This is a genomic window from Nocardiopsis sp. N85, from assembly GCF_028882275.1.
Taxonomy (GTDB): Bacteria; Actinomycetota; Actinomycetes; order Streptosporangiales; family Streptosporangiaceae; genus Nocardiopsis; species Nocardiopsis lambiniae.
On sequence record NZ_JARBUT010000005.1, the window covers coordinates 270,739 to 291,031 of the forward strand.

Below are 20,293 nucleotides of genomic sequence, written 5' to 3' on the forward strand. Positions count from 1 at the left end.
GATCACCGAAGGTGACGATGGGGCGCCCCGCCGTGCGGGGCGCCCCGTCGCGTGTCGGTACGCCCCGCGGAGGAGGGGGTCTTCGATGACGCTTCGGTTCCGATGCCCTCTGTTCAGGAACCTTCCCCTACCGGAAGGCGTCGGACATTCTTGAACAGAGCGCCTGATCCTGGGCCCGCGTCCGAGAGGGCAGTACATGTCGAGCAACAGCGACAATGAACGCGTCGTCGCGAACCGTTACGTCCTGCGCCGAGAACTCGGCCGGGGCGGCATGGGTGTGGTGTGGGAGGCCTTCGACCCGTCCCTGGATCGCGCGGTCGCCATCAAACAGGTGCTCCTGCCCGACCACTTCACCGACTCCGAGCGGTCCGACGCCCACGCCCGGGTGCGCCGTGAGGCACGGTCCGCCGCGCGGATCTCGCACCCCTCCGTGATCACCATCCACGACGTGTTCGACTTCGAGGACGACCCGTGGGTCGTCATGGAACTCGTCGAGGGCGGTTCGCTCCAGGACCTCCTCGACGAGCGCGGCACCCTGGACGTCGACACCGTGGCCGAGATCGCCAAGGCCCTGCTCAAGGCGGTCCAGGCGGCCAACGCGGCCGGGGTCCTGCACCGGGACATCAAGCCCGGCAACATCATGATGTCCTCCGACGGCCGGGTCATCCTCACCGACTTCGGCATCGCCACCATGGAGGGTGGGCCGAGCATCACCCGCACCGGTGCGCTGATCGGCTCACCGGAGTACATGCCTCCGGAGCGGCTGGAGGGCGGACCCGCCGAACACCGGGGCGACCTGTGGAGCATCGGCGTGACGCTGTTCGCCGCCGTGGAAGGGCTCTCCCCCTTCCGCCGCGACTCCATCACCGCGGCCATCGCGGCGGTCCTCTCGGCGCCGCTGCCGCCGATGCGCCGGGCCGGCCGGTTGACCCCGGTGATCTCCGGACTGCTGGAGCGCGATCCCGACCGGCGGCTGAACGTGGAGGGGGCGCTGGCCCTGCTCGACGGGCGTGGCGGCGCCGCGGGCGACGCGAGCGGCCCCCACCCGGCGTTCGTCCCCGGCCCCGGCCCGGCCTCCGACAGCGGTCCGCTGCCGCCGCACGCGGCGGCGAACGTCGGCTTCGGACCCACCGGCCCCTCCGGTCCCATCACCGGCGAACGGTTCACCGGCCCCGGCTCGACGAGCGGCCCCATCTCCGGCCCGGTCGGGCACCCCCCGCAAGGCCCGCACACCGGTGCGCACACCCCCGCCCGACCGTTCCCTCCCCCCGGCCCGACGACCCCCGCCACCCCGTTCGGTCCGCAGGGGCGTCCCCCCGTCTACGCCGCGCACGGCGGCGGGCACGGCGGCGGGCACGGCGGCACGATCACCCCGAACCGCCCCTCCGCGCCCGCGCCCTCCTCCGCCGGTCCCGGCCGAACGCTGGCCGGTCTCGGCTGCGGTGCCTTGGCGCTGCTGCTCATCGCGGTGCTCGTGGTCGGCGGCATGCTGATGTCCCGTTCGGGCGGCGAGGACCCCGGGCCCGAGGCGGACGGGACGCCCGACACCACCGTCCCCTCCGAGCAGGACACCCCGCCCACCCCCGCGGACGTCCCCGACGAGGGGAACGATGACGACGGCCAGGACGGCCCGCCCCCCTACGACGACCTGGAGACCTACGAGTCCCAGTGGTTCGACGTGGACCACCCGGAGGGGTGGCAGGTCGACGACAGCCGGATCGAGGAGAGCCTGGTCGCGTTCATCGCCCCCGGCAACGACCACCAGGTGTGGGTGGCCGGCTGGACGGAGGAGGAGTTCGAGGGGAGCAGCGCCGACTACCTCGCCCAGACCAAGGGCGGGACCGACGTCGAGGGCGACGTGACCACCGGCTACGTCCAGCTCGGCCTGGACGAGTACGACGAGGACGAGTACGGGGACGACTGGGACGTCGCCATGGTGCGGGCCGACTTCACCAACGACACCTGGACCAGCCCCGCCCGCCGTTTCTGGGCCTACGCCATCAACACGGACTACGAGGGCCAGCGGGTGTTCTACATGGTCACCGTGAACGTGCCACGCGGCGACGCCGGGTTCTACGAGGAACTGCCCGCCGAGGTCATGGACTCCTTCGACCCGCACCTGTGACGGGTCCCCGGGAACGGGAACGGCCCCCGGCGGATTCTCGCCGGGGGCCGTCGTGCGCGTCGGGGTCAGTACCAGCCGACGGACTGGGAGTGGGACCAGGCGCCGCAGGGGGTGCCGTAGCGGCCCTTGATGTAGTCGATGCCCCAGGAGATCTGCGTCGCGGGATTGGTGCGCCAGTCGTCTCCGTGGGAGGCCATCTTGTCCCCGGGCAGGGACTGGGGGATGCCGTAGGCCCCGGAGCCGGGGTTCTGCGCGGTGTGGTTCCAGTTGCTCTCCTTCTCCCACAGGGGTTCGAGGCAGTCGGAGAACTCACTGGCCGGCCAGCCCTGGTCGAGGACCAGTTGCAGGGCGATCTCCTTGGCCGACCCGGCGGGCACGGTCGGTGTCGGCGGCTCCGGCTCTTCTTCCTCGATATCGCTGCCCTCGGTCGCGAACGTCTGCGTCCGGGAGCCCAGGGCGGCGTCACGCTCGGTCTCGGCCTGTGTGCGCAGGACCTGGAGTTCTTCCTCGGTGGGTTTCTCGGAGGACGCGAAGAAGTCGTCCTCGACGGTTTCGTCGGCGGGGGCCTCCCCCTCGACCGGGAGGGCGGCGCTCGCCGCGATCTCCGGGTCGACGCCGTCGTCCGCGAACGCGGAGACGGCGAACGTCGCGCCTGCGACGAGGGTGGCCGCACCGACCGCCGCCGTACTGCGCAGCGACATGCGGTTGAGTAACACGGTTACCTTTCCCAGGAGGGGGTCATGGGGCGGGAAAGCCCTATTAATACCAGTTGTTCGCCTGCGAGTGGGACCAGGCGCCGCAGGGGGTGCCGTAGCGGCCCTTGATGTAGTCGATGCCCCAGGAGATCTGCGTCGCGGGATTGGTGCGCCAGTCGTCTCCGTGGGAGGCCATCTTGTCCCCGGGCAGGGACTGGGGGATGCCGTAGGCCCCGGAGCCGGGGTTCTGCGCGGTGTGGTTCCAGTTGCTCTCCTTCTCCCACAGGGGTTCGAGGCAGTCGGAGAACTCACTGGCCGGCCAGCCCTGGTCGAGGACCAGTTGCAGGGCGATCTCCTTGGCCGACCCGGCGGGGACCGGGGCGGATCCGCCGGAGGACCCGGAGCCCTCCGGCTCGGGCTCGGGCTCGGGTTCCGGTTCTTCGAGGATGTCGGAGGCTTCGGCGCCGCCGGTGCGCACGGCGTCGCGGCCCGCCTCCTCGGCGGCCTCGCGGGCCTGTTCCAGTGCGGCTTCGCCCTCCTCGGGGTCGGTCGCCGGTGGGGTCCGGAAGAAGTCGTCGCTCTCCTCCGCGGGCTGCGCGGTCGCGGACTCCGCGGGATGCGCGGCCGAGGCCGCGTCGCGTGGATCGGGGGCCTCGGTGTCGGCGAAGGCCGCGACGCCGAAGGCGCCGCCGGCGACCAGGACGACGGCCGCGCCGACGACGCTCGCGTGACGCGGTGGGATCCGTGGGATCCGTGGGAGTGGCAAGATCGCCCTTTCGCGTAGACGGACACACGCGTGGCACGGGACCTTCCGTCGACGGGGGTCCTCGCGCGTGTTGTGGGTCGGCCGCCGCCGGCAGTGGGGCCGGAGGGGACGGTGGACCTTCGATCGGGTCGCGTCCGTCCGCACGGCGGGTCCGCACGTGTGGGGGTGCTCTGTGCAGCGGATTCAGCCTGCATCATCATTACGACCACGTAACGCCATAGATACTGTGTCTTGACTCACATCACCTAACGTGTCCGTATCACCGGGCTTCGACCTGCGCGGGGACACGGAATGTCAAAGGGTGACCCAAGCGACCCCGAGGAGTGGTCGGCCTCCCACCCCTGGATCGGACGCGACGCGCCCGCGCCTGAGTACGCGTACGGATGTGCGCGGGCGGGCCCGAGGACAGGATGGCGAACATGAACGTTCCAGCACCCCCACCGCCCTCCCCCGGTCCACACGTGCTCTGCCCGGACTGCCGGTCCCCGCTGGTTCCGAGGGCGCGCTCCTGTGGGCGTTGCGGGCTGGTGCTCGTCGGTTCCATCGCCCAGCGGCTGTGGGAGGTGGACACCGAGATCATCCGGGTCGACACCCTCCTGGGGCGGCTCCGCGGCGAACGCGCCGGGCTGGTGCGCGCGCTGCGCGAGGCCTCGATCCGAGAGGCGGAGCCGCGCGTCCCCTCCTCCGCCGCGGTCGCCGTCCCCCCGGCCGCGTCACCCGTTCCCGCGTCGGCCGCGCCGATGGGCCCCGCGCCGACCCCGCGTCCGCGGGTCGACGGCGAGATGCGCCGCCGTTCGGCGCAGAACGTCATCCTGGGCCTGGGCGGCCTGCTCATCGGGATCTCGGCGCTGGTCTTCGCGATCTGGACCTGGAGCGACATGGGCACCGGCGCCCGGGCCCTGGTGCTCGGGCTGACCACGCTCGGCTTCGCCGTCGTGGCCCTGCCCCTGCACCGTCGCGGCCTGCGTGCCACCGCCGAGACCTTCGGCGTGCTGGCGGCGGCGCTGATGTACATCGACGCGTTGGCGCTGTGGCTGCTCATACCCGAGCGGATCCCCAACGGCGCCGGGTACGCGGCGGGGGCGTTGGCGATCATCGCGGCCCTGATGGCGCTCTACCCGCTGACGGTGCCGTTGCGCGCGCCCCGGATCGTCGCCGTCCTGTCCGCGCAGCCGGTGCCGTTGCTGGTGCTGTTCGCGTTGCCGTTGGAGGACCCCTATCCCTGGATCACGGCGACGCTCGCCCTGGTCGCCCTGGCCGACCTGCTGCTGGTGCGCCTGACCGGGACCGGGGGCGGGGAGGTGCCACGCCGGACCCTCTACGTGCTGTCCGTGACGCTGACGGTGTTCTGCTCCGGGGTGGCCGCCCTGGCGGTGTTCTTCGTACCGGCCTCGTCGAGCCCGCCGGCCTGGTGGGGCGTGACCGCGGCCCTGCTGGTGTCGGGGGTCGGTTGGCTTGCGCTGTCCCGGGTGGCCTCGCCCATGCGCGGTGACGGTTCCGCCCGCGTGTACCCGATCCTCGGGGTCGCGACCCTGGCGTTGGCCCCCCTGGCCGCCGGACCCGCGCACCTGCCGGCGCTGCCCCGCCCACCCTTCTCGGCGCTCTGGCGTCAGGAGGGGGCGATGGAGCCGGCGAACCGCCTGCTGGGCCTGACCGAGGCGAACACGGTGTGGCCCACGAGCCTGCCCTTCGTCGCGGCGATCCTCGTCGCCGCGGCGCTGGCGGCGGGCGTCACCGCGCTGCTGCGCCGCGACCTGTTGCCGCCGCTGCTGTTCCTCATGGCGCCGCCCACCCTGCTGGCCCCGCCGATCATGCTGTCCCTGCCGCATCCGGTCGTGGTCGGGTGGGCGTTGCTCCTGGGTGCCGCCCTGGTCCTGGGAACGGCGGCCGTGCTCTTCCGTCCCCACGCGTGGGTCCCCGCGACGGTCGGGGTCGCGACGCTGATCACGGCGCTCCTGTGGGCCTGTGCGATGTTCTGGACCTTCCTGGCGTCCCTGGTGTGCGTGGGCCTGATCGGGACGGCCGCCCTGCTGCTCCTGCGCCACCGGCTGCCCGGCTTCGGGGCGTTCGTCCCCCCGGCCCCAGGAGGTCGGACGCCGGTCCCCCCGGGTCGCGCCCTGTACGGGGCCGGGCTGGCCCTGTGGGCGGTGGGGCTGGTCGCCTGGGGGTCGTCGTGGATCGCGATGTCCGTTCAGGGGACACCCGAGGCGGGGCGGTGGTGGCTGGCCGCGGCCGTCCTGGTGAGCGGTGTGACGGCGCTGCTCCTGGGCCGTCCGGCCCCACGCTCGGCGCCCGGGGGCGGGAACGAGGCCAGGGGCGCCTTCACCGTGTTCGGTCTCCTGCTCATGCCGGTGGCCCCGCTGCTGATCGGACCGGGCGGAAGCGCCCTGGGCCTCTCCGGAGCGGAACCGGTGTGGGGTGCTCCGGCCGCGGCCATGCTCGTCCCGGCGGGCGAGGTGATGGGGGTGTACGTCGCGGCCGGTCCGGGAACGGCCCTGGGCCTCGCGGCGGGCGTGCTCGCGGCCGGGGCGGCGGGCGTGGGCCTGGTCGGGCTGATCGACCGGCGTCGGACGCTGTCGGCGGCGGCCCTCGTGGCCCCGCCCGCGCTGGTGCCGCTGCCGATCATCCTGGGGGCGCCGTTCGTCGTGGCGATGGTCTGGGCGACGGCGGTGGGCGCGCTCCTGCTCCTGGCCACCGCCCTCATCCGTGACCGCTCGGCGTGGGTCACGGGTGTGATCGGCGCGATCACCCTGGTGGCGGCGCTGGCGTGGTCGCTGCCCGAACGCCACACCATGCTGATCGTCGTGTTCCTGGTGGCCGGCACCGCCCTCGCCTGCGCGCTCCTGACGCGAACGCGGCCCGGCGAGCGGACCCCGATGACCGCGGCGTCCGGAACGTCGGGGCTCGGGGCGGCCCTCGCCCCCGGTGCGCTCGCCGTGTTCGCGTGGTCGCTCTCCCTGGTGGCGACCTCCGTGCTGGGCGGCGATCCGTCGGTGTGGTGGATGCTCGCGGCGATCCCGCTGCCGCTCGGAGCCGCGGCGCTGGTGCTGGGCGAACGAGCGTGGGCCGGGGCTCGGGCGTGGACCGTGCTCGGGCTGCTCTGGGGCGCCCTGGCGCCACTGGTGGCCGGCGGATCCGGGGCGGTCGCCCTGGTGCCGATCTCCTGGCGGTACGCGGTGGCCGAGGCCCCGCCCCGGGCCCTGGTCGATCCCGCGTTCGTGTTCCTGGGACTGTCCGAGCCCTCCGGGCCCGCGTCGGTCGTGGGCGTCCTGGCGGCCGGTCTGTTGGCCGTGGCGGCGACGGCGATGACCGCCCGCCGGTGGACCGGGCACACGGCCGCGCTGGTCGCACCGCCCGCCCTGGTGCCCCTGGCGATCCTCACCGGCGCCTCGTTCCTGATGGCCTCGGTGGTGTCGCTCCTGGTCGGCACCGCCCTGGTGCTGTGGTCGGCGTGGACCCGCGACCGGGCCTTCGCCTGGCTGCCGGGACTGACCGGCCTGCTCACCCTGGCCCAGGTACTGGGTTGGGCACTGGCCGAACGGCACGCCACCATCGGCGTTCTGTTGGTCGTCGCGGTGGTGGGCTCGGTCGTGGCGGCCCTGGCCCGCACCCCGATCCCGGCGACCGCGGCGACGGCGGTGGCCACGGCCGCCACCGGCGGGTTCGCGTTCACGCTCACCCTGGTGTTGGGCGCACCGGTGGAGTACGCGGCGCTGGTGCCGATCGCCGTGGTGGCGGGGGTGGCGGCGGTCGCGCCGCGCATGCGCGCCCCGCTGGTGGGGGCCGCGGAGATCCCGGCGGCGCTGTGGGCGGTCGTGTCCGTGACCGTCGCCGTGCTGTACGGCGCGCACGGGGGGATCGTGGCCCTGGCGCTGGCGATCGTCGGGGTGATCGCCCTGGCCACCGCGATCCGGCCGGGACGCCGGTGGGCCGCGGCGGTGGGCGTCCTGTCGATGCTGAGCGCCCTGTGGACGGCCCTGGCCGCGTGGAACGTCACGGTCCCGGAGGCCTATACCGTGCTCCCCGCCCTCGCGGCGCTGGTCATCGGCTGGGAGTGGGGGCGCAAGGCGGAACGGGCGCCGTCGAGCTGGGTGTCGCTCTCCGGTGGTCTGTGCCTGCTGCTCCTGCCCGGCCTGGGCATGGTGCTCGCGGGCGAGGAGACGCCGTGGCGGGTGCCCGCGCTGTTGGTCGCCGCCCTGTTCACGGCCCTCTGGGGGTTGCGCGACCGGAGCCAGGCGACCCTGGTCATCGGTGGCGTGACGCTGGTGGCGGCCTCGCTGCGGGCGTTCGGCCCGCCGCTGTGGGACCTGACCCGGCTGCTGCCCAACTGGGTGCCGTTCGCCGTGATCGGCGCGCTGCTGCTGCTGATCGGCGCCAGGTACGAGGCCAACCTGGAGCGGGTACGCCGGTTGGGGCACTTCATCGGCGGCATGCGCTGAGCGAGGGACGCACGAGGGCGGGTCCCCGTCCCGGCCGTACGGCCGGGACGGGGACCCGCCCTCGTCAGTTCTCCAGCATCTCCGTGACCAGGGCGGCGATCGGGGACCGCTCCGACCGGGTCAGGGTGATGTGCGCGAACAGCGGGTGTCCCTTGAGCTTCTCGATCACCGCGACGACACCGTCGTGGCGGCCGACCCGCAGGTTGTCGCGCTGGGCGATGTCGTGGGTGAGGACCACCCGCGAGTTCTCTCCCAACCGGGACAGCACGGTGAGCAGGACGTTCCGTTCCAGGGACTGGGCCTCGTCCACGATGACGAAGGCGTCGTGCAGTGACCGACCGCGGATGTGGGTGAGCGGCAGGACCTCCAGCATCCCCCGGTCGACGATCTCCTCGATGACGTCCTCGCTGGTGACCGCGGACAGGGTGTCGTGCACCGCCTGACCCCACGGGGTCATCTTGTCGTTCTCGGTACCGGGCAGGTAGCCGAGTTCCTGACCGCCGACCGCGTACAGCGGGCGGAACACCATCACCTTGCGGTGCTGGCGGCGTTCCAGGACGGACTCCAGGCCGGCGCACAGTGCCAGCGCCGACTTGCCGGTGCCCGCCCGGCCGCCGAGGGAGACGATGCCCACCTCGGGGTCCGTGAGCAGGTCCAGGGCGATGCGCTGCTCGGCACTGCGACCGTGCAGTCCGAACACGTCCCGGTCGCCGCGCACCAGGCGCACCGACTTGTCCGGCCGGACCCGGCCCAGCGCCTTGCCCTTCTCGGAGACCAGGACCAGACCGGTGTGACAGGGGAGTTCGCGGGCCGGCTCGATGTCGGTGGAACCGTGCTCGAACAGCTCACCGACCTGGTGGGCGGCCACGTCCAGTTCGGCCATGCCCGTCCACCCGTGCTCGATGGCGAGTTCGGCCCGGTACTCGTCGGCCGCCAGGCCGATCGAGGAGGCCTTGATCCGCATCGGCAGATCCTTGCTCACCAGCACGACGTCGCCGCCCTCCTCCTGGAGGTTGCGGGCGACGGTCAGGATCCGGGTGTCGTTGTCGCCGAGCCGGAAGCCCGCCGGCAGGATCTTCGGATCGCTGTGGTTGAGCTCCACTCGCAACGTGCCGCCCAGGTCGTTCACCGGAAGCGGGACGTCCAGCCGACCGTTGACGACCCGCAGGTCGTCGAGGAAACGCAACGCGTTGCGAGCGAAGTACCCGAGTTCCGGGTGGTGTCGCTTGCTCTCCAGCTCGGTGATCACCACCACGGGGATGACCACCTCGTGCTCGGCGAACCGGGTCAGGGCCAGCGGGTCTGCGAGCAGGACGCTGGTGTCGAGCACGTAGACGCGCCGTCCCGCCTCCGGTTCCACCGCGGGGGCGGTGGGGGGCTGGGTGTCAGGGCGATCGGTCGAGGAACTAGCCACTCGTTCTCCCCTTGGGCGCCGCGAGGGCGCCCCACTGTCACGGGATCATGGAGGACCGGGACCAGGCCCCAGAGGGCCGGGTCCGGCCCTCCTCGTTGACGTTCCGTCGTGACGGAGAAGATCAATGAGCCGGGGCCTCCCGAACGGGTGGACGAACGCCACCCGCTGCTTTCGAAGCTACGCGCCCGTGACCCCGTTTTCCAGTGCCTTGTCCCGCGGCGTGGTGAACACCGCGTTAAGGGGTGGTGCGGTGACGGGAAGGAGGACTCAGGAGCCGTAGCGACGACTGCGCGCGCCGTAGGAGCGCAATGCGCGCAGGAAGTCCACCCTGCGGAAGGCAGGCCAGAAGACCTCGCAGAAGTAGAACTCCGAATGCACGCTCTGCCACAGCATGAAGCCGGACAGGCGCTGTTCCCCGGACGTGCGGATGAGCAGGTCCGGATCGGGCTGGCCGCGCGTGTAGAGATGCCGGGCGATATCGGAGATGTCCAGGCGCTCGGCGAGTTCCTGGATACCGGTGCCCTTGGCCGCCTCCTCGTGGAGGAGCGACCGAACCGCGTCGGCGATCTCACGTCTACCTCCATACCCGACGGCGACGTTGACAACCAGACCCGGGTTATCGGATGTGGCCTCCTCGGCCTCCTTGAGGGCGCGCGCGGTGGACGCGGGCAGCACGTCGAGGGCTCCGACGGGCCGGGTGTTCCACCCCTCTTCGCGCAGCCGGGCGATGGTCTCCTCGATGATCTGCACGAGGGCGCCGAGTTCGGCCTCGTCGCGGGACATGTTGTCGGTCGACAGCATCCACAGCGTGACCACCTGCACGCCGACCTCGTCACACCACCGGAGCAGCTCGAAGATCTTGTCGGCACCGGCCCTGTGGCCCTCCGCGGCCTCCGCCAGTCCGCTGTTCTTCGCCCACCGACGGTTGCCGTCCATCGCGACGCCGACGTGGCGGGGGATCTGCCGGCCCCGGAGCCGACGTTCCAGACGTCGCTCGTAGAGCCAGTACAGGGGGTCACGAAGCCCCATGGGCGAAACCTCTCAGAGCTGGATCATGGGCAGCACACTCCTGTGCCAGGAGGTGCCGACGGGGATACCGTCCAGAGTAGTTCGCCGTGAGGGACTACGTTACGGCCAGGGACTTTCGGACATGCTTGCGGCCCTGGTGGATACGGGATTTGACGGTGCCGAGGGCCAGATTCAGCTGGGAGGCGATCTCGTTGTAGTCCATCTGGCAGAGGTCGCGCAGGACCAAGGGCGCCACCAGGTTGGGGCGGTCCTTCTCCAGCTGGTCGAGTGCCTCCAGCAGGTCGATCCGGGAACCGGCGATGACGCTGGTGGTGCGGGGATCGCGCTGGTGCGGCATGCGCTCGGCCTCGGTGGGGAACTCGTTGGCGCGACGCTTCATGGAACGGTAGGTCTGGCGGGCGGAGTTGGACACGACGGTGTACAGCCACGTCGTGAACAGGGAGTCGCCCTTGAAGCTGTCGATCTTGCGGGCCACCCGCAGCAGGGCGTCCTGGCACGCCTCCTCGGCGTCCTGCCGGTAGGGCAGGAAGCGGGAGCAGCGGCGCAGGACCTCGGGCTGGATCCGGCGGAGCAGTTCGTCCAGGGCGACGGCGTCGCCGTCCCGGGACCTGCGGGCGAGCTCCTCCAGCTCCTCGTCGACGTTGCTCGCCACCCGCCGACGCGGCGCGGGGGTCTCCTCGTGCTCTGTGTGATCACTACTGCGCATGGCTGGTCTCTCCCTGACTGGCGGCAGACGTCCGGCCGTCCGCTCTCGGCGCTGTGCGCCCACGATTCGAGGCTCGCACGTCCTATGGGACGTCCGCGGGCCCCCTTCGGCTCCGTCTCGTTTCCGCCCTCTCGGTTCCCCGTGGCACGGAGTCCCCCGGTTCAGAGGGTTCGCATTCCGTACGACCATTCTCATGGCGACGGGAACCCGGTGAGGGTACCCACCAGTTTCCATCCCCGGCGTGGTCCGCGCTACCCGGAGAGGGGATCATATCCGCAAGGGTCAATGGGAAGGTGTAGATGGTGTATTAGTGGGCAACGACCGCGTATTCACCCCTGACAGACCGAGGCGGAAATGAGCCAACCGGAGGCCTTCGGCCGTTACCGCGTCATCCGACGTCTGGGTTCCGGCTCCTTCGCCACCGTCTGGCTCGCGCAGGACGACCTGCTGAACTATCCGGTGGCCATCAAGGTACTCGCCGAGAACTGGGCGCACCAGATGGACATCCAGCACCGGTTCCTGGAGGAGGCGCGCATCCTGCGCCAGACCGACTCCACCTGGCTGGTCGCGGTGCACGACGTGGACGTTCTCGCCGACGGGCGTCCGTACATGGTGATGACCTACGCCGACCAGGGAAGCGTGGCCGATCTCATCCATCGGGGGCCGCTGCCGCTGGACGAGGCGCTGCGGCTGTTGACCGAGATCGGCCAGGGCATCACGGTGCTGCACAACCACGGCACCATCCACCGGGACATCAAGCCCTCCAACGTACTGCTCCAATCCTCCCCGGTGGGCCAGCGCGTGCTCGTCGCCGATCTGGGGTTCGCCAAGGCCATCGACGAGGCCTCCGGGTTCACCGCGGCGGCGGGCACCCCGGGGTACATGTCGCCCGAGCAGAGCATTCCCGGTGGCGACCTGGACGTCCGTTCGGACGTGTACTCCCTGGGGGCGGTCGCCTATGAGCTCATCACCGGCAAGCCGCCGTCGCGCCCGCCGGTGCGGATCCCGCCTGGCCGGATCCGGCCAGGCCTGCCCCGAGAGCTGGACGACCTCATCCTGTCGGCCCTTTCGGTCGACCGAGAGAGCCGCCCCGGTGACGCCAAAACCTTCACCGACCGGGTCAGGGCCATCCGTACGGCGCCCGACCTGACCAAGGCGGACCCGTGGTGGCGTCGGTACCGCATGCCGTGGCGCCGGGCCGCGGCCCTCGTCACCGCCGCCGTCGTGGGGATGGGCGTGCTCACCGGGGCGACCGGCGCCCCGGGGGTGTCGCTGACCACGGTGCGCCACACGGCGCAGGGCATCCGCATGGGGGTGCCCTCGGTATGGGCCGAGGAGTTCCACACCGACCTGGAGGCCCGGCCCGCAGCGGCCGAGGCCGGGGCCGGACCGGGCCTGCTCGTGGCCACCGACACGGAGGACTGGCACTCCACCGAGGTGCCCTCCTACGGTGTGTACGCCACCGTGGTGCCCGGCTCCCGCGCCCTGGACCGGGTCGCCGACCCCGACCCCTGCCCCGGGACACCCGACCGCCGCGAGGTCCGCACCGACTCCTGGGAGGGCACCGTGTGGGACTGGCCCGAGTGCAACGGCAACGGGTCCTTCACCAGCGCCGCGGTACACCAGCCGGGGGTGCCCACCACGGTGTACATGGAGATCCGGCAACCGGACTACCGCCCCGACCTCGTGAACGAGATCATCGACCGCACCGTCCTGAGCTGACCCGAGCCCCGCGCTCCCGTCCCCGTTCCTCGGGCGTCTCCTCCGCCGGCCTCCGGAACCCCGGGGGCGCTCCCTCACCTCAGGTTCTCCAACCGCCGCTCCGCTTCGGTCCGCGCTCGGGACGTCCGGAGAACGCGAGCCTTCGGCCGCTCCGTCGGCTTCCGGAACCCCGGGGCGCCCTCGCGTCCCGAGGGCGCGGAGGAGCACCCACGGAACAGGTACTAGACCTTCCGGGCGAGGAGGGCGCGCAGTTCGTCCGGAGAGGTGACGGGAAGGCGGCACACGAAGCCCTCGCACACGTACGCCGTGGGTCGGCCGTCCAGCCGGACGCGGTCGCGCAGCAGCGGCACTCCCCCGTCGTCCAGACCGTCGCCCCGGGACAGCACGGTGCCGAGCGGCGCCCAGGTCAGGGCCGTGCGCACCAGTTCCGAAGTGGCGGGATCGGCGGGGTCGCCCACGATCGCCACCTCCAACGGACCGCTGAGCAGACCCTCGCCGACCGCCAGAGCCCAACCGGCGAACCGGGGCGCCTTCTCCGCCAGCAGGGCCAGCGGGGCCAGCGCCCGCTCGGCGGCCTCCCTGTGGCGGCGGGAGCCCGTGAGCGCGGAGTAGGTCAGCAGCGCCGACGCGGCGGCGCTGCGCCCCGAGGGGACGGCGTTGTCGGTGGGGTCCTGCGGGCGGCTGAACAGCTTCTCGGCGTCGTCGGAGGTGTCGTAGAACCCGCCGTCCTCGTCGATGAAGCGCTCCAGGACGACCTCCAGCAGTTCCCCGGCCGTGTGCGCGTAACGGGCCTCACCGGTGGCGCCGTGCAGGGCGAGCAGCCCCTCGGCGACGTCGGCGTAGTCCTCCAGCACCCCGGGGCCGCCGCCGGGACGACCGTCGCGCGAGGTGCGGGTCAACCGGCCGTCGCGCAGGTGCACGGCGAGCAGCAGTTCGGCGGTCTCCCGGGCGGCCTCGACGAATTCCGGACGGTCCAACAGGATCCCCGCGTCGGCCAGGGCCGCGATCGCCAGCCCGTTCCAGGCCGCCACCACCTTGTCGTCGCGGGCCGGGGGCGTGCGCTCCCGCCGGGCGGCCAGCAGGGCGGCCCGGACCCGCTCGTACCGCCACGTGTCGGCGGGTGACACCGGCAGGCGCAGCACCGAGGCACCGTGCTCGAAGGTGCCCTCCTCGGTGACGCCGAACACCTCGGCGGCGAAGGCGGCGTCCTCCTCCCCCAGCACCTCGCGCAGTCGCGTCGGCGTCCACACGTAGTAGGTGCCCTCCTCCCCGTCGCTGTCGGCGTCCAGCGCGGAGGCGAACCCGCCCTCGGGGGTGCGCAGGTCCCGCAGCATCCAGTCGGCGGTCTCCCCGGCGATCCGTCGCAGCAGCGCCGTGTTCGCCTCCCCGGCCGGGCCGGGGTCGGCGGGGCGGCGGCCCATGCGGGCGTAGGCGCGCAACAGCAGGGCGTTGTCGTACAGCATCTTCTCGAAGTGCGGCACGATCCACTCGCGGTCGACCGAGTAGCGTGCGAACCCTCCGCCGATCTGGTCGTAGACGCCGCCCCGGGCCATGGCGTCGGCGGTACCGACGGCCATGAGCCGCGACGGGGTGGGCTCGTCGGCGCTCTGGAGCGGGCGGGTCCGCTCGTCGTGCGCGGTCAGGAACGACAGCAGCATCGACGGCGGGAACTTGGGCGCGTCCCCGAACCCGCCTCCGGCGGTGTCGTAGTCCCGCACCAACGCCCGCACCGCCAGGTCGAGCACGGTCGCGTCCGGCGGCGGCGCCTCGGGCAGGGTGCGGGGCGCGCCGAGGGCGTCGACGACCCGGCGGCCCTGGTCGAGGAGTTCGTCGCGCCTGGTCCGCCAGGCCTGGGAAACGCCCTCCAGCAGCCGCTGGAAGTGATCGCGCGGAAAGTAGGTGCCGCAGTAGAACGGGGCGCCGTCGGGGGTGGCGAAGACCGTCATCGGCCACCCGCCCTGGCCCGTCATGGCCTGGGTGGCCTCCATGTAGACGGCGTCGACGTCGGGGCGCTCCTCCCGGTCCACCTTGATGTTGACGAACAGGTCGTTCATCCTGGCGGCGGTCGTCTCGTCCTCGAAGGACTCGTGGGCCATGACATGACACCAGTGGCAGGCCGCGTACCCCACGGAGATGAGCACGGGCACATCGCGGCGGCGCGCCTCGGCGAAGGCGGCCTCACCCCAGGGCCACCACTCCACGGGGTTGTCGGCGTGCTGTAGAAGGTACGGACTGGTCGCGTCGCTCAGACGGTTGGGCATGGTCCCACTCTGCCACCGGGGCGGCCCACCGCCGCGGTCCGCACCGGGCGCGGGACGGCGCTCTGGCGCAGACGGTGGTACTCCTCCCGTGCCGGGTGCCGCCGTTCCTGCCGTTGGGAGCACGGCCCTGCCCGGCGCGCCCACCCGAACGCGGTGTTGTAACGCCCAAGGATCGGGCTCCCTCGGTGACGTTCCCGGACTCGGCCATCGGCTCCAGGAACCGTTTCCGCAGTCGGGCCGGTCCCTTCTTCGAGGACGACACGGTGGCCGCAACCTCCCCGAAGTCAGGGTGTTGCGACCACCGCTGGAACCCGAGGATGCGGCGGGGCCGACCCCGTCAGGCCTTCGCGTCGCCGTCCGCGGTGTCGGCCGGGTTCTTCGGGGCCTCCGGGGTGTCGGCCTCGATCAGGATCGGGGCCGCCGCGACGTCGACCGGCTCGTCGATGGTGCGCACACCCCGCACGGCGTTCAGCCTGCTCGTCATGCTGCGCATGAGCAGGTACAGGCACACGCCGATGAAGAAGATGACGAGGAACCCCAGGACGCCCGGGGTCACCGTGTACTTGTCCAGGGTGAACGTGGTGGTGTTCGCCGCGGCGGACGCGAGAAGGGTGTTCATGGACTCATACTCTCACTGTGTCCCGGACACCCGCGAAGAGGTCCGTCTCGGGGATCTCGGTGTCCACCAGGGACCGCACCAGGTGGTAGTCCTCGGTCGGCCAGGCTCCGGCGACGACGTCGTTGGGCACGGCGAACCAGAACCCGTTGGGGTCGACCTGGGTCTCGTGCGCCTTCAGGGCCCGTTCCGCGACGTCGAAGTACTCGCTGCACTCCACCCGGGTGGTGATCTCCCACCGGGGTCGTTCGCGGTCCTTCAGCCGCTCCATCCACTCCTCGAAGGGGTTCTCCAACCCCCGCTCGGCCAAGAGCGCGGCGAGCGCCTCGAACCGCTCGGGCGGGAAGGAGACGAAGTAGTACAGCTTGAGCGGCTGCCAGGGGTCTCCGGCGTCGGGATAGGCGTCAGGGTCCCCGGCCGTGTCGAAGGCGTGCATCGACACCTTGTGGGTCATGATGTGGTCGGGGTGGGGATAACCGCCGTTCTCGTCGTAGGTGAGGATCACATGGGGCCGGAACCGGCGGATCGACTCCACCAGGGGGGCGGCCGCCTCCTCCACCGGGGTGAGGGCGAAGCAGCCCTCCGGCAGCGGCGGCAGCGGGTCGCCCTCGGGCAGCCCGGAGTCCACGAAACCGGCGAACTCCTGCCGGACCCCGAGGATCTCGCGGGCCCGTTCCATTTCCCGGCGGCGGACCGCGGCGATGTCCTCCCGGACGTCGGGGCGCTCCATCGCGGGGTTGAGGATGTCACCGCGTTCGCCACCGGTCATGGTGACGACCAGCACGTCCGCTCCTTCGGCGACATAACGCGCCATGGTGGCGGCGCCCTTGCTGGACTCGTCATCGGGGTGGGCATGTACGGCCATGAGCCGCAGGCGCTCGGACAACGAAGGGTTCTCCTTGAGTCGGTCGACGGACACAGGGGCGTGTCCATCCGACGCCCCTGATCACGGCACATCCGCGACTTGCGAGCAGGCCGCGTGGGAGGGTTGTCAGGTCGGGGATATCTTAGACAACACCGTTCCCTTGTACGGAGATTCCCGATGCCCAGCACCCCGGAGGAAGACGCCGTGAAGAGCGCCGACGAGCCGGCCGCCGCCGCGGCCGTCCCCGACGAGGAGATCGCGCCCGCCCTGCGGCGACACCACGGCAACGGCCCGGTGTTCTTCGTCATCGGAGCGATCTTCGCCGTCCTGTGCGCGATCGGGTGGGGCTACTCCGTCATGAGCTACACCGGTCTGGGCGGTGGCGTGTACCACCAGGTGATCACCTCGTCGGTGAAGTCGCCCGGCGAGGTCGCCGTCAGCTACGAGGTGAACAGCCGGGACGGGGCGGTGTGCCTGATCCGCGCACTGGACGAACGCTTCGTGGAGGTCGGGCAGCGCAGTGTGACGACCGAGCCGGGGAACCACATGGTCTCCACGACCGTTGAGACGGTTCGTCAGGCTTCGACGGTAGAAGTGGCCTCGTGCAGGGAACAAGGTTCGCAGGACTGACCGACGAACCCCTTACTCTGCCGGTCCGGGCTACGGAGCCGGATCTTCGGGAACCGTGCGCCATGACACACGGTGATATTCTCGTAAGTTCAGCTCTGGCCGCCTGGTGGCCTTTGCTACTAGTACACAAGGAGTTCCCGTGACCCAGACCCGCGATGACAACGTCACCTGGCTCACCCAGGAGGCGTACGACCGGCTCAAGGCCGAGCTGGACCACCTGACCGGGAGCGGGCGCATCGAGATCGCGGAGAAGATCGAGGCGGCCCGCGAGGAGGGTGACCTCAAGGAGAACGGCGGCTACCACGCCGCCAAGGAGGAACAGGGCAAGATGGAGGCCCGCATCCTCCAGCTCACCGAGATCCTGCGCACCGCACGGGTCGGAGAGGCCCCGCGAACGGAGGGCGTGGTCGGTCCCGGAATGACCGTCACCGTCAAGTTCGAGGGCGACGACGAGGAGGTCACCTTCCTCCTCGCCTCCCGCGAAGAGAGCGGCTCCCCGATCGACGTGTACTCCCCGAAGTCGCCACTCGGCTCGGCGATCAACGGCAAGGCCGTCGGCGAGGAGGTCTCCTACCAGCTTCCCAGCGGCAAGAGCCTCGGAGTGGAGATCATCGAGGCGGTTCCCTACAGCGGCATGTAGGTCGATCCCCGCAAGGGGGCGAAAGCGGTGAGGGGCGGCAGCGGCCGCCCCTCACCGCTTGTCGCGGGAGACGACGGATGTGACGCATCCCCGGAGGGGCTGCGCGCGTCGTAGTCTCTGAGGGCGCCGGCCGGCGCCCCCGACCCCACGGACAAGGAAGAGCATCCGTCGATGTCCTCCCCTTACTGGAACCCGAACGATCCCGCGTACGGCGCCCGCCCTCCCCAGAGCGGGTGGGGTCCGGTGGGACCGCCTCCGATGGGGCCTCCCCCGGTGCCCGTCGGCGCCTGGGGGCCGACGCCCCCGGCCCGACCCGTTCCGTCGGGTCCGGAGCGGGCCTCGTTCGGCCGGCGCCTGTCGGCCCGCCTCATCGATTACGTCCTGGTGGTGTTCGCGGCCACGGCGTTCTTCGTCTTCATGGCCCTCGTCATCCTCCTGATCACCGGGGACGACGAGAGCTCCGACGCCCAGGGCGAGGTGTGGGCCTGGCTGTTCCTGTTCGGCTGGGGCGTGCTGCTGTTCTTCTACGACTGGCTGTACCTGGTCACCTGGGGTCGCACCCTCGGCAAGATGATGCTCGGGATCAAGGTCGTCCGGATGGACGGCGGACGGCTCACCCAGGGACAGGCCATGGGGCGCGCGGCCGTGTTCGGCCTGCCCCAGTGCCTGCCCTGCGTCGGCCACGTCTTCAGCGGTATCGAGAGCATGGCGGCCCTGGGCGAGGACCGTCGGGCGCTGCACGACCGCATGTCCGGGACCCTCGTCGTCCGCACCTGACCCGGCCGCCTCAGAAGCCCTCCGGCTCGGCCGGCTCAGCCGGTTCGGTGGGCTCGGCGGGCTCGACCGGTTCGGTGGGCTCGGTGGGCTCGGCACAGACGGGGGCGTCGCCGCCGCCGTCGGCGAACACGGCCGGGACGTAGTGGTCCTCGCCGATCCGGTACCAGGTGTCGTCGGTGCCCTGTGGGCCGGTCGCCGACGCCCCGGTCACCGTGCAGATCACGTCGACGTTGGCCTTGTGCGCGGCCAGACCGACCGTGGAGTGCTCCGGGCCTGGCCCGGAGCGCAGCACGACCGGGTCGCGCCGGGTGGCCGTGCCGATCTCGGTGCGGTGGCGGTACTCGCCCGTCCACAGGTAGTCGACCTGGACCCAGCCGTTGGTGGGCAGTTGGAGCCCCGCGTTGAAGGCGCCGTCGGCCAGGTCGATCCCGGCGGGGTTGCGCACCCGGCGGCCGAAGCCGTCCAGCCCGCCGTTGTGGCCCTGGGCGTAGGCCGCCTGGGCCTGGGGACGCCCCCGGTCGAGGTCGCGCCAGGACTGGCGATCGGCGTTCCAGTGATCGTCGGTGGTGTTCCAGGGGCCCACGTCCCACACCGGAAGGTAGGCGCAGCGGGGTGTGTGCCCCTCGGTGTCGCCCTTGCCCTCCGGCCCGAGCTCGCCGGTGCCGCACACCCGCACGGTGTACTCGCCGCCGCCCCGCGTGGCCAGGCCGCGCCGGGAGGGAAGGGCGACGAAATGGTCGTCGGGGCGGATGACGTGCCCGTTGGCGGTGGTGCCCCCCACCAGGCCGATGCGGGTGGCGAACAGACGGGCCGAGAAGGGCCGTTCGGGGATGTCGTCGCCCTGGCCGGCCCCACCCTCGGGCGGATCGCCGTCGTCGTCCTCGCCGGACCCTTCGCCACCCCCGCCCCCCTCGCCGTCGGGCCGGGGTCCGTTCTGGGGCGCGAGGTCGTCGGGAAGGCCGGCGGACGGCATGTCGCCGGTGCCCTCCGGGAGGCGCACGCCCAGCTCGGTGACGGCGGTGTCGGCCCCGTCGATGCCCACGCGCAGCTGCACCCGGGTCACGTCGTCGGACAGGGTGACGCGGCCTCCGCGTTCCGGGGCGGGATGCCATTCGGTCCACATCCCGTCGACGCGGACACCGCGCACCTCGGCCAGGACGTCCTCGGGGTCACCCGCGGAACCGACCCGCACGTCGATGGTGTCGGTGGCCCGGTCCAGGCGGTGCTCGGGGAAGGTCGCCAGGCCGACCGCCCGCGCGCCCTGTTCCTTGCGCAGCGAAGCGCCGTTGTCGGTGCCGGCCTCGCCCACGCGCAGCGATCCGGCGTCCAGCACCAGGCCGATCCGGTCGGCGGAGGTCAGCTCCTGGGAGATCCACCCGGTTTCCGCCAGGGCCGGTCGGGGGCCGACCGGGAGCAGGAGGATCAGCGCCCCCACCACCGCCCACCGTCCCCCGCGGATCGACGTGTGCGCACACCGTCTTTCGGGCATGACCGACCTTCCCGCTCATCACACTGAGTAAGCAAACAATTCACTCTCAGTAAGCGCCCTGGTATGCGCACACTCAAGACGACTCGCGCCGAGTGTTGGTGATGCGACGGCAAAGGTCC

15 protein-coding genes are annotated in these 20,293 nt (G+C 71.8%); 6 read left to right on the plus strand and 9 right to left on the minus strand.

All coding sequences use genetic code 11. The annotated features are described in order from the left end of the window. Positions 1–196: 196 nt before the first annotated feature. Positions 197–2,125 carry a serine/threonine-protein kinase gene (locus PWG71_RS10070; protein WP_274809319.1) on the plus strand — a complete coding sequence of 643 codons (1,929 nt, stop codon included), beginning with the start codon at positions 197–199 and terminating at the stop codon, positions 2,123–2,125. Positions 2,126–2,190: 65 nt separating this feature from the next. Here PWG71_RS10070 and PWG71_RS10075 read toward each other — a convergent pair whose 3' ends face one another. Both PWG71_RS10075 and PWG71_RS10080 read right to left on the minus strand, forming a co-directional pair. After that, positions 2,191–2,841 carry an aggregation-promoting factor C-terminal-like domain-containing protein gene (locus tag PWG71_RS10075; RefSeq protein ID WP_446724994.1) on the minus strand — a complete coding sequence of 217 codons (651 nt, stop codon included), beginning with the start codon at positions 2,839–2,841 and terminating at the stop codon, positions 2,191–2,193. Between the two features lie 43 nt (positions 2,842–2,884). Then, a complete protein-coding gene (locus tag PWG71_RS10080) occupies positions 2,885–3,586 on the minus strand; it encodes an aggregation-promoting factor C-terminal-like domain-containing protein (protein WP_274809320.1) in 702 nt (233 codons plus the stop codon). 419 nt (positions 3,587–4,005) lie between these two features. Here PWG71_RS10080 and PWG71_RS10085 point away from each other — a divergent pair, with 419 nt between their 5' ends. Continuing rightward, positions 4,006–8,025 carry an SCO7613 C-terminal domain-containing membrane protein gene (locus PWG71_RS10085; RefSeq protein WP_274809321.1) on the plus strand — a complete coding sequence of 1,340 codons (4,020 nt, stop codon included), beginning with the start codon at positions 4,006–4,008 and terminating at the stop codon, positions 8,023–8,025. A gap of 64 nt (positions 8,026–8,089) precedes the next feature. Here the strand turns inward: PWG71_RS10085 and PWG71_RS10090 are convergent, their stop codons facing one another. From PWG71_RS10090 to PWG71_RS10100, 3 genes are all read right to left on the minus strand, one after another. After that, positions 8,090–9,439, minus strand: coding sequence for a PhoH family protein (locus tag PWG71_RS10090; protein ID WP_446724995.1), 1,350 nt, complete (start codon positions 9,437–9,439; stop codon positions 8,090–8,092). Positions 9,440–9,706: 267 nt separating this feature from the next. Beyond that, positions 9,707–10,468 (minus strand): isoprenyl transferase, encoded by a 762-nt coding sequence (locus PWG71_RS10095; RefSeq protein WP_274809322.1) that lies wholly within the window; start codon positions 10,466–10,468, stop codon positions 9,707–9,709. A 94-nt stretch (positions 10,469–10,562) separates the two neighbouring features. Next, positions 10,563–11,174 carry an RNA polymerase sigma factor gene (locus PWG71_RS10100; protein ID WP_274809323.1) on the minus strand — a complete coding sequence of 204 codons (612 nt, stop codon included), beginning with the start codon at positions 11,172–11,174 and terminating at the stop codon, positions 10,563–10,565. Positions 11,175–11,528: 354 nt separating this feature from the next. On the opposite strand from PWG71_RS10100, the gene PWG71_RS10105 reads away from it, so the two are divergent. Then, on the plus strand, positions 11,529–12,896 hold the full coding sequence (locus tag PWG71_RS10105; protein ID WP_274809324.1) for a serine/threonine-protein kinase: 1,368 nt from the start codon (positions 11,529–11,531) through the stop codon (positions 12,894–12,896). A gap of 221 nt (positions 12,897–13,117) precedes the next feature. Here the strand turns inward: PWG71_RS10105 and PWG71_RS10110 are convergent, their stop codons facing one another. The 3 genes from PWG71_RS10110 to mca all read right to left on the minus strand — a co-directional run bounded on the left by PWG71_RS10110 (position 13,118) and on the right by mca (position 16,659). Beyond that, complete coding sequence (locus PWG71_RS10110) at positions 13,118–15,157, minus strand: thioredoxin domain-containing protein (RefSeq protein WP_274809325.1); 2,040 nt, start codon at positions 15,155–15,157, stop codon at positions 13,118–13,120. Between the two features lie 337 nt (positions 15,158–15,494). After that, positions 15,495–15,776, minus strand: coding sequence for a hypothetical protein (locus PWG71_RS10115; RefSeq protein WP_274809326.1), 282 nt, complete (start codon positions 15,774–15,776; stop codon positions 15,495–15,497). Between the two features lie 4 nt (positions 15,777–15,780). Further along, positions 15,781–16,659, minus strand: a complete 879-nt coding sequence (gene mca, locus PWG71_RS10120) for a mycothiol conjugate amidase Mca (RefSeq protein ID WP_274809328.1) — start codon at positions 16,657–16,659, stop codon at positions 15,781–15,783. A 156-nt stretch (positions 16,660–16,815) separates the two neighbouring features. Between mca and PWG71_RS10125 the strand changes: the two genes are divergently transcribed. From PWG71_RS10125 to PWG71_RS10135, 3 genes are all read left to right on the plus strand, one after another. Then, complete coding sequence (locus tag PWG71_RS10125; protein WP_274809330.1) at positions 16,816–17,268, plus strand: DUF4307 domain-containing protein; 453 nt, start codon at positions 16,816–16,818, stop codon at positions 17,266–17,268. 139 nt (positions 17,269–17,407) lie between these two features. After that, positions 17,408–17,908: a transcription elongation factor GreA gene (greA, locus tag PWG71_RS10130; RefSeq protein WP_274809332.1), complete on the plus strand. Its 501-nt coding sequence runs from the start codon at positions 17,408–17,410 to the stop codon at positions 17,906–17,908. A gap of 258 nt (positions 17,909–18,166) precedes the next feature. Then, complete coding sequence (locus tag PWG71_RS10135) at positions 18,167–18,685, plus strand: RDD family protein (RefSeq protein ID WP_274809333.1); 519 nt, start codon at positions 18,167–18,169, stop codon at positions 18,683–18,685. A 10-nt stretch (positions 18,686–18,695) separates the two neighbouring features. Here PWG71_RS10135 and PWG71_RS10140 read toward each other — a convergent pair whose 3' ends face one another. After that, entirely contained in the window at positions 18,696–20,174 is a 1,479-nt protein-coding gene (locus tag PWG71_RS10140) for a hypothetical protein (protein WP_274809335.1), read from the minus strand. Positions 20,175–20,293 lie beyond the last annotated feature (119 nt).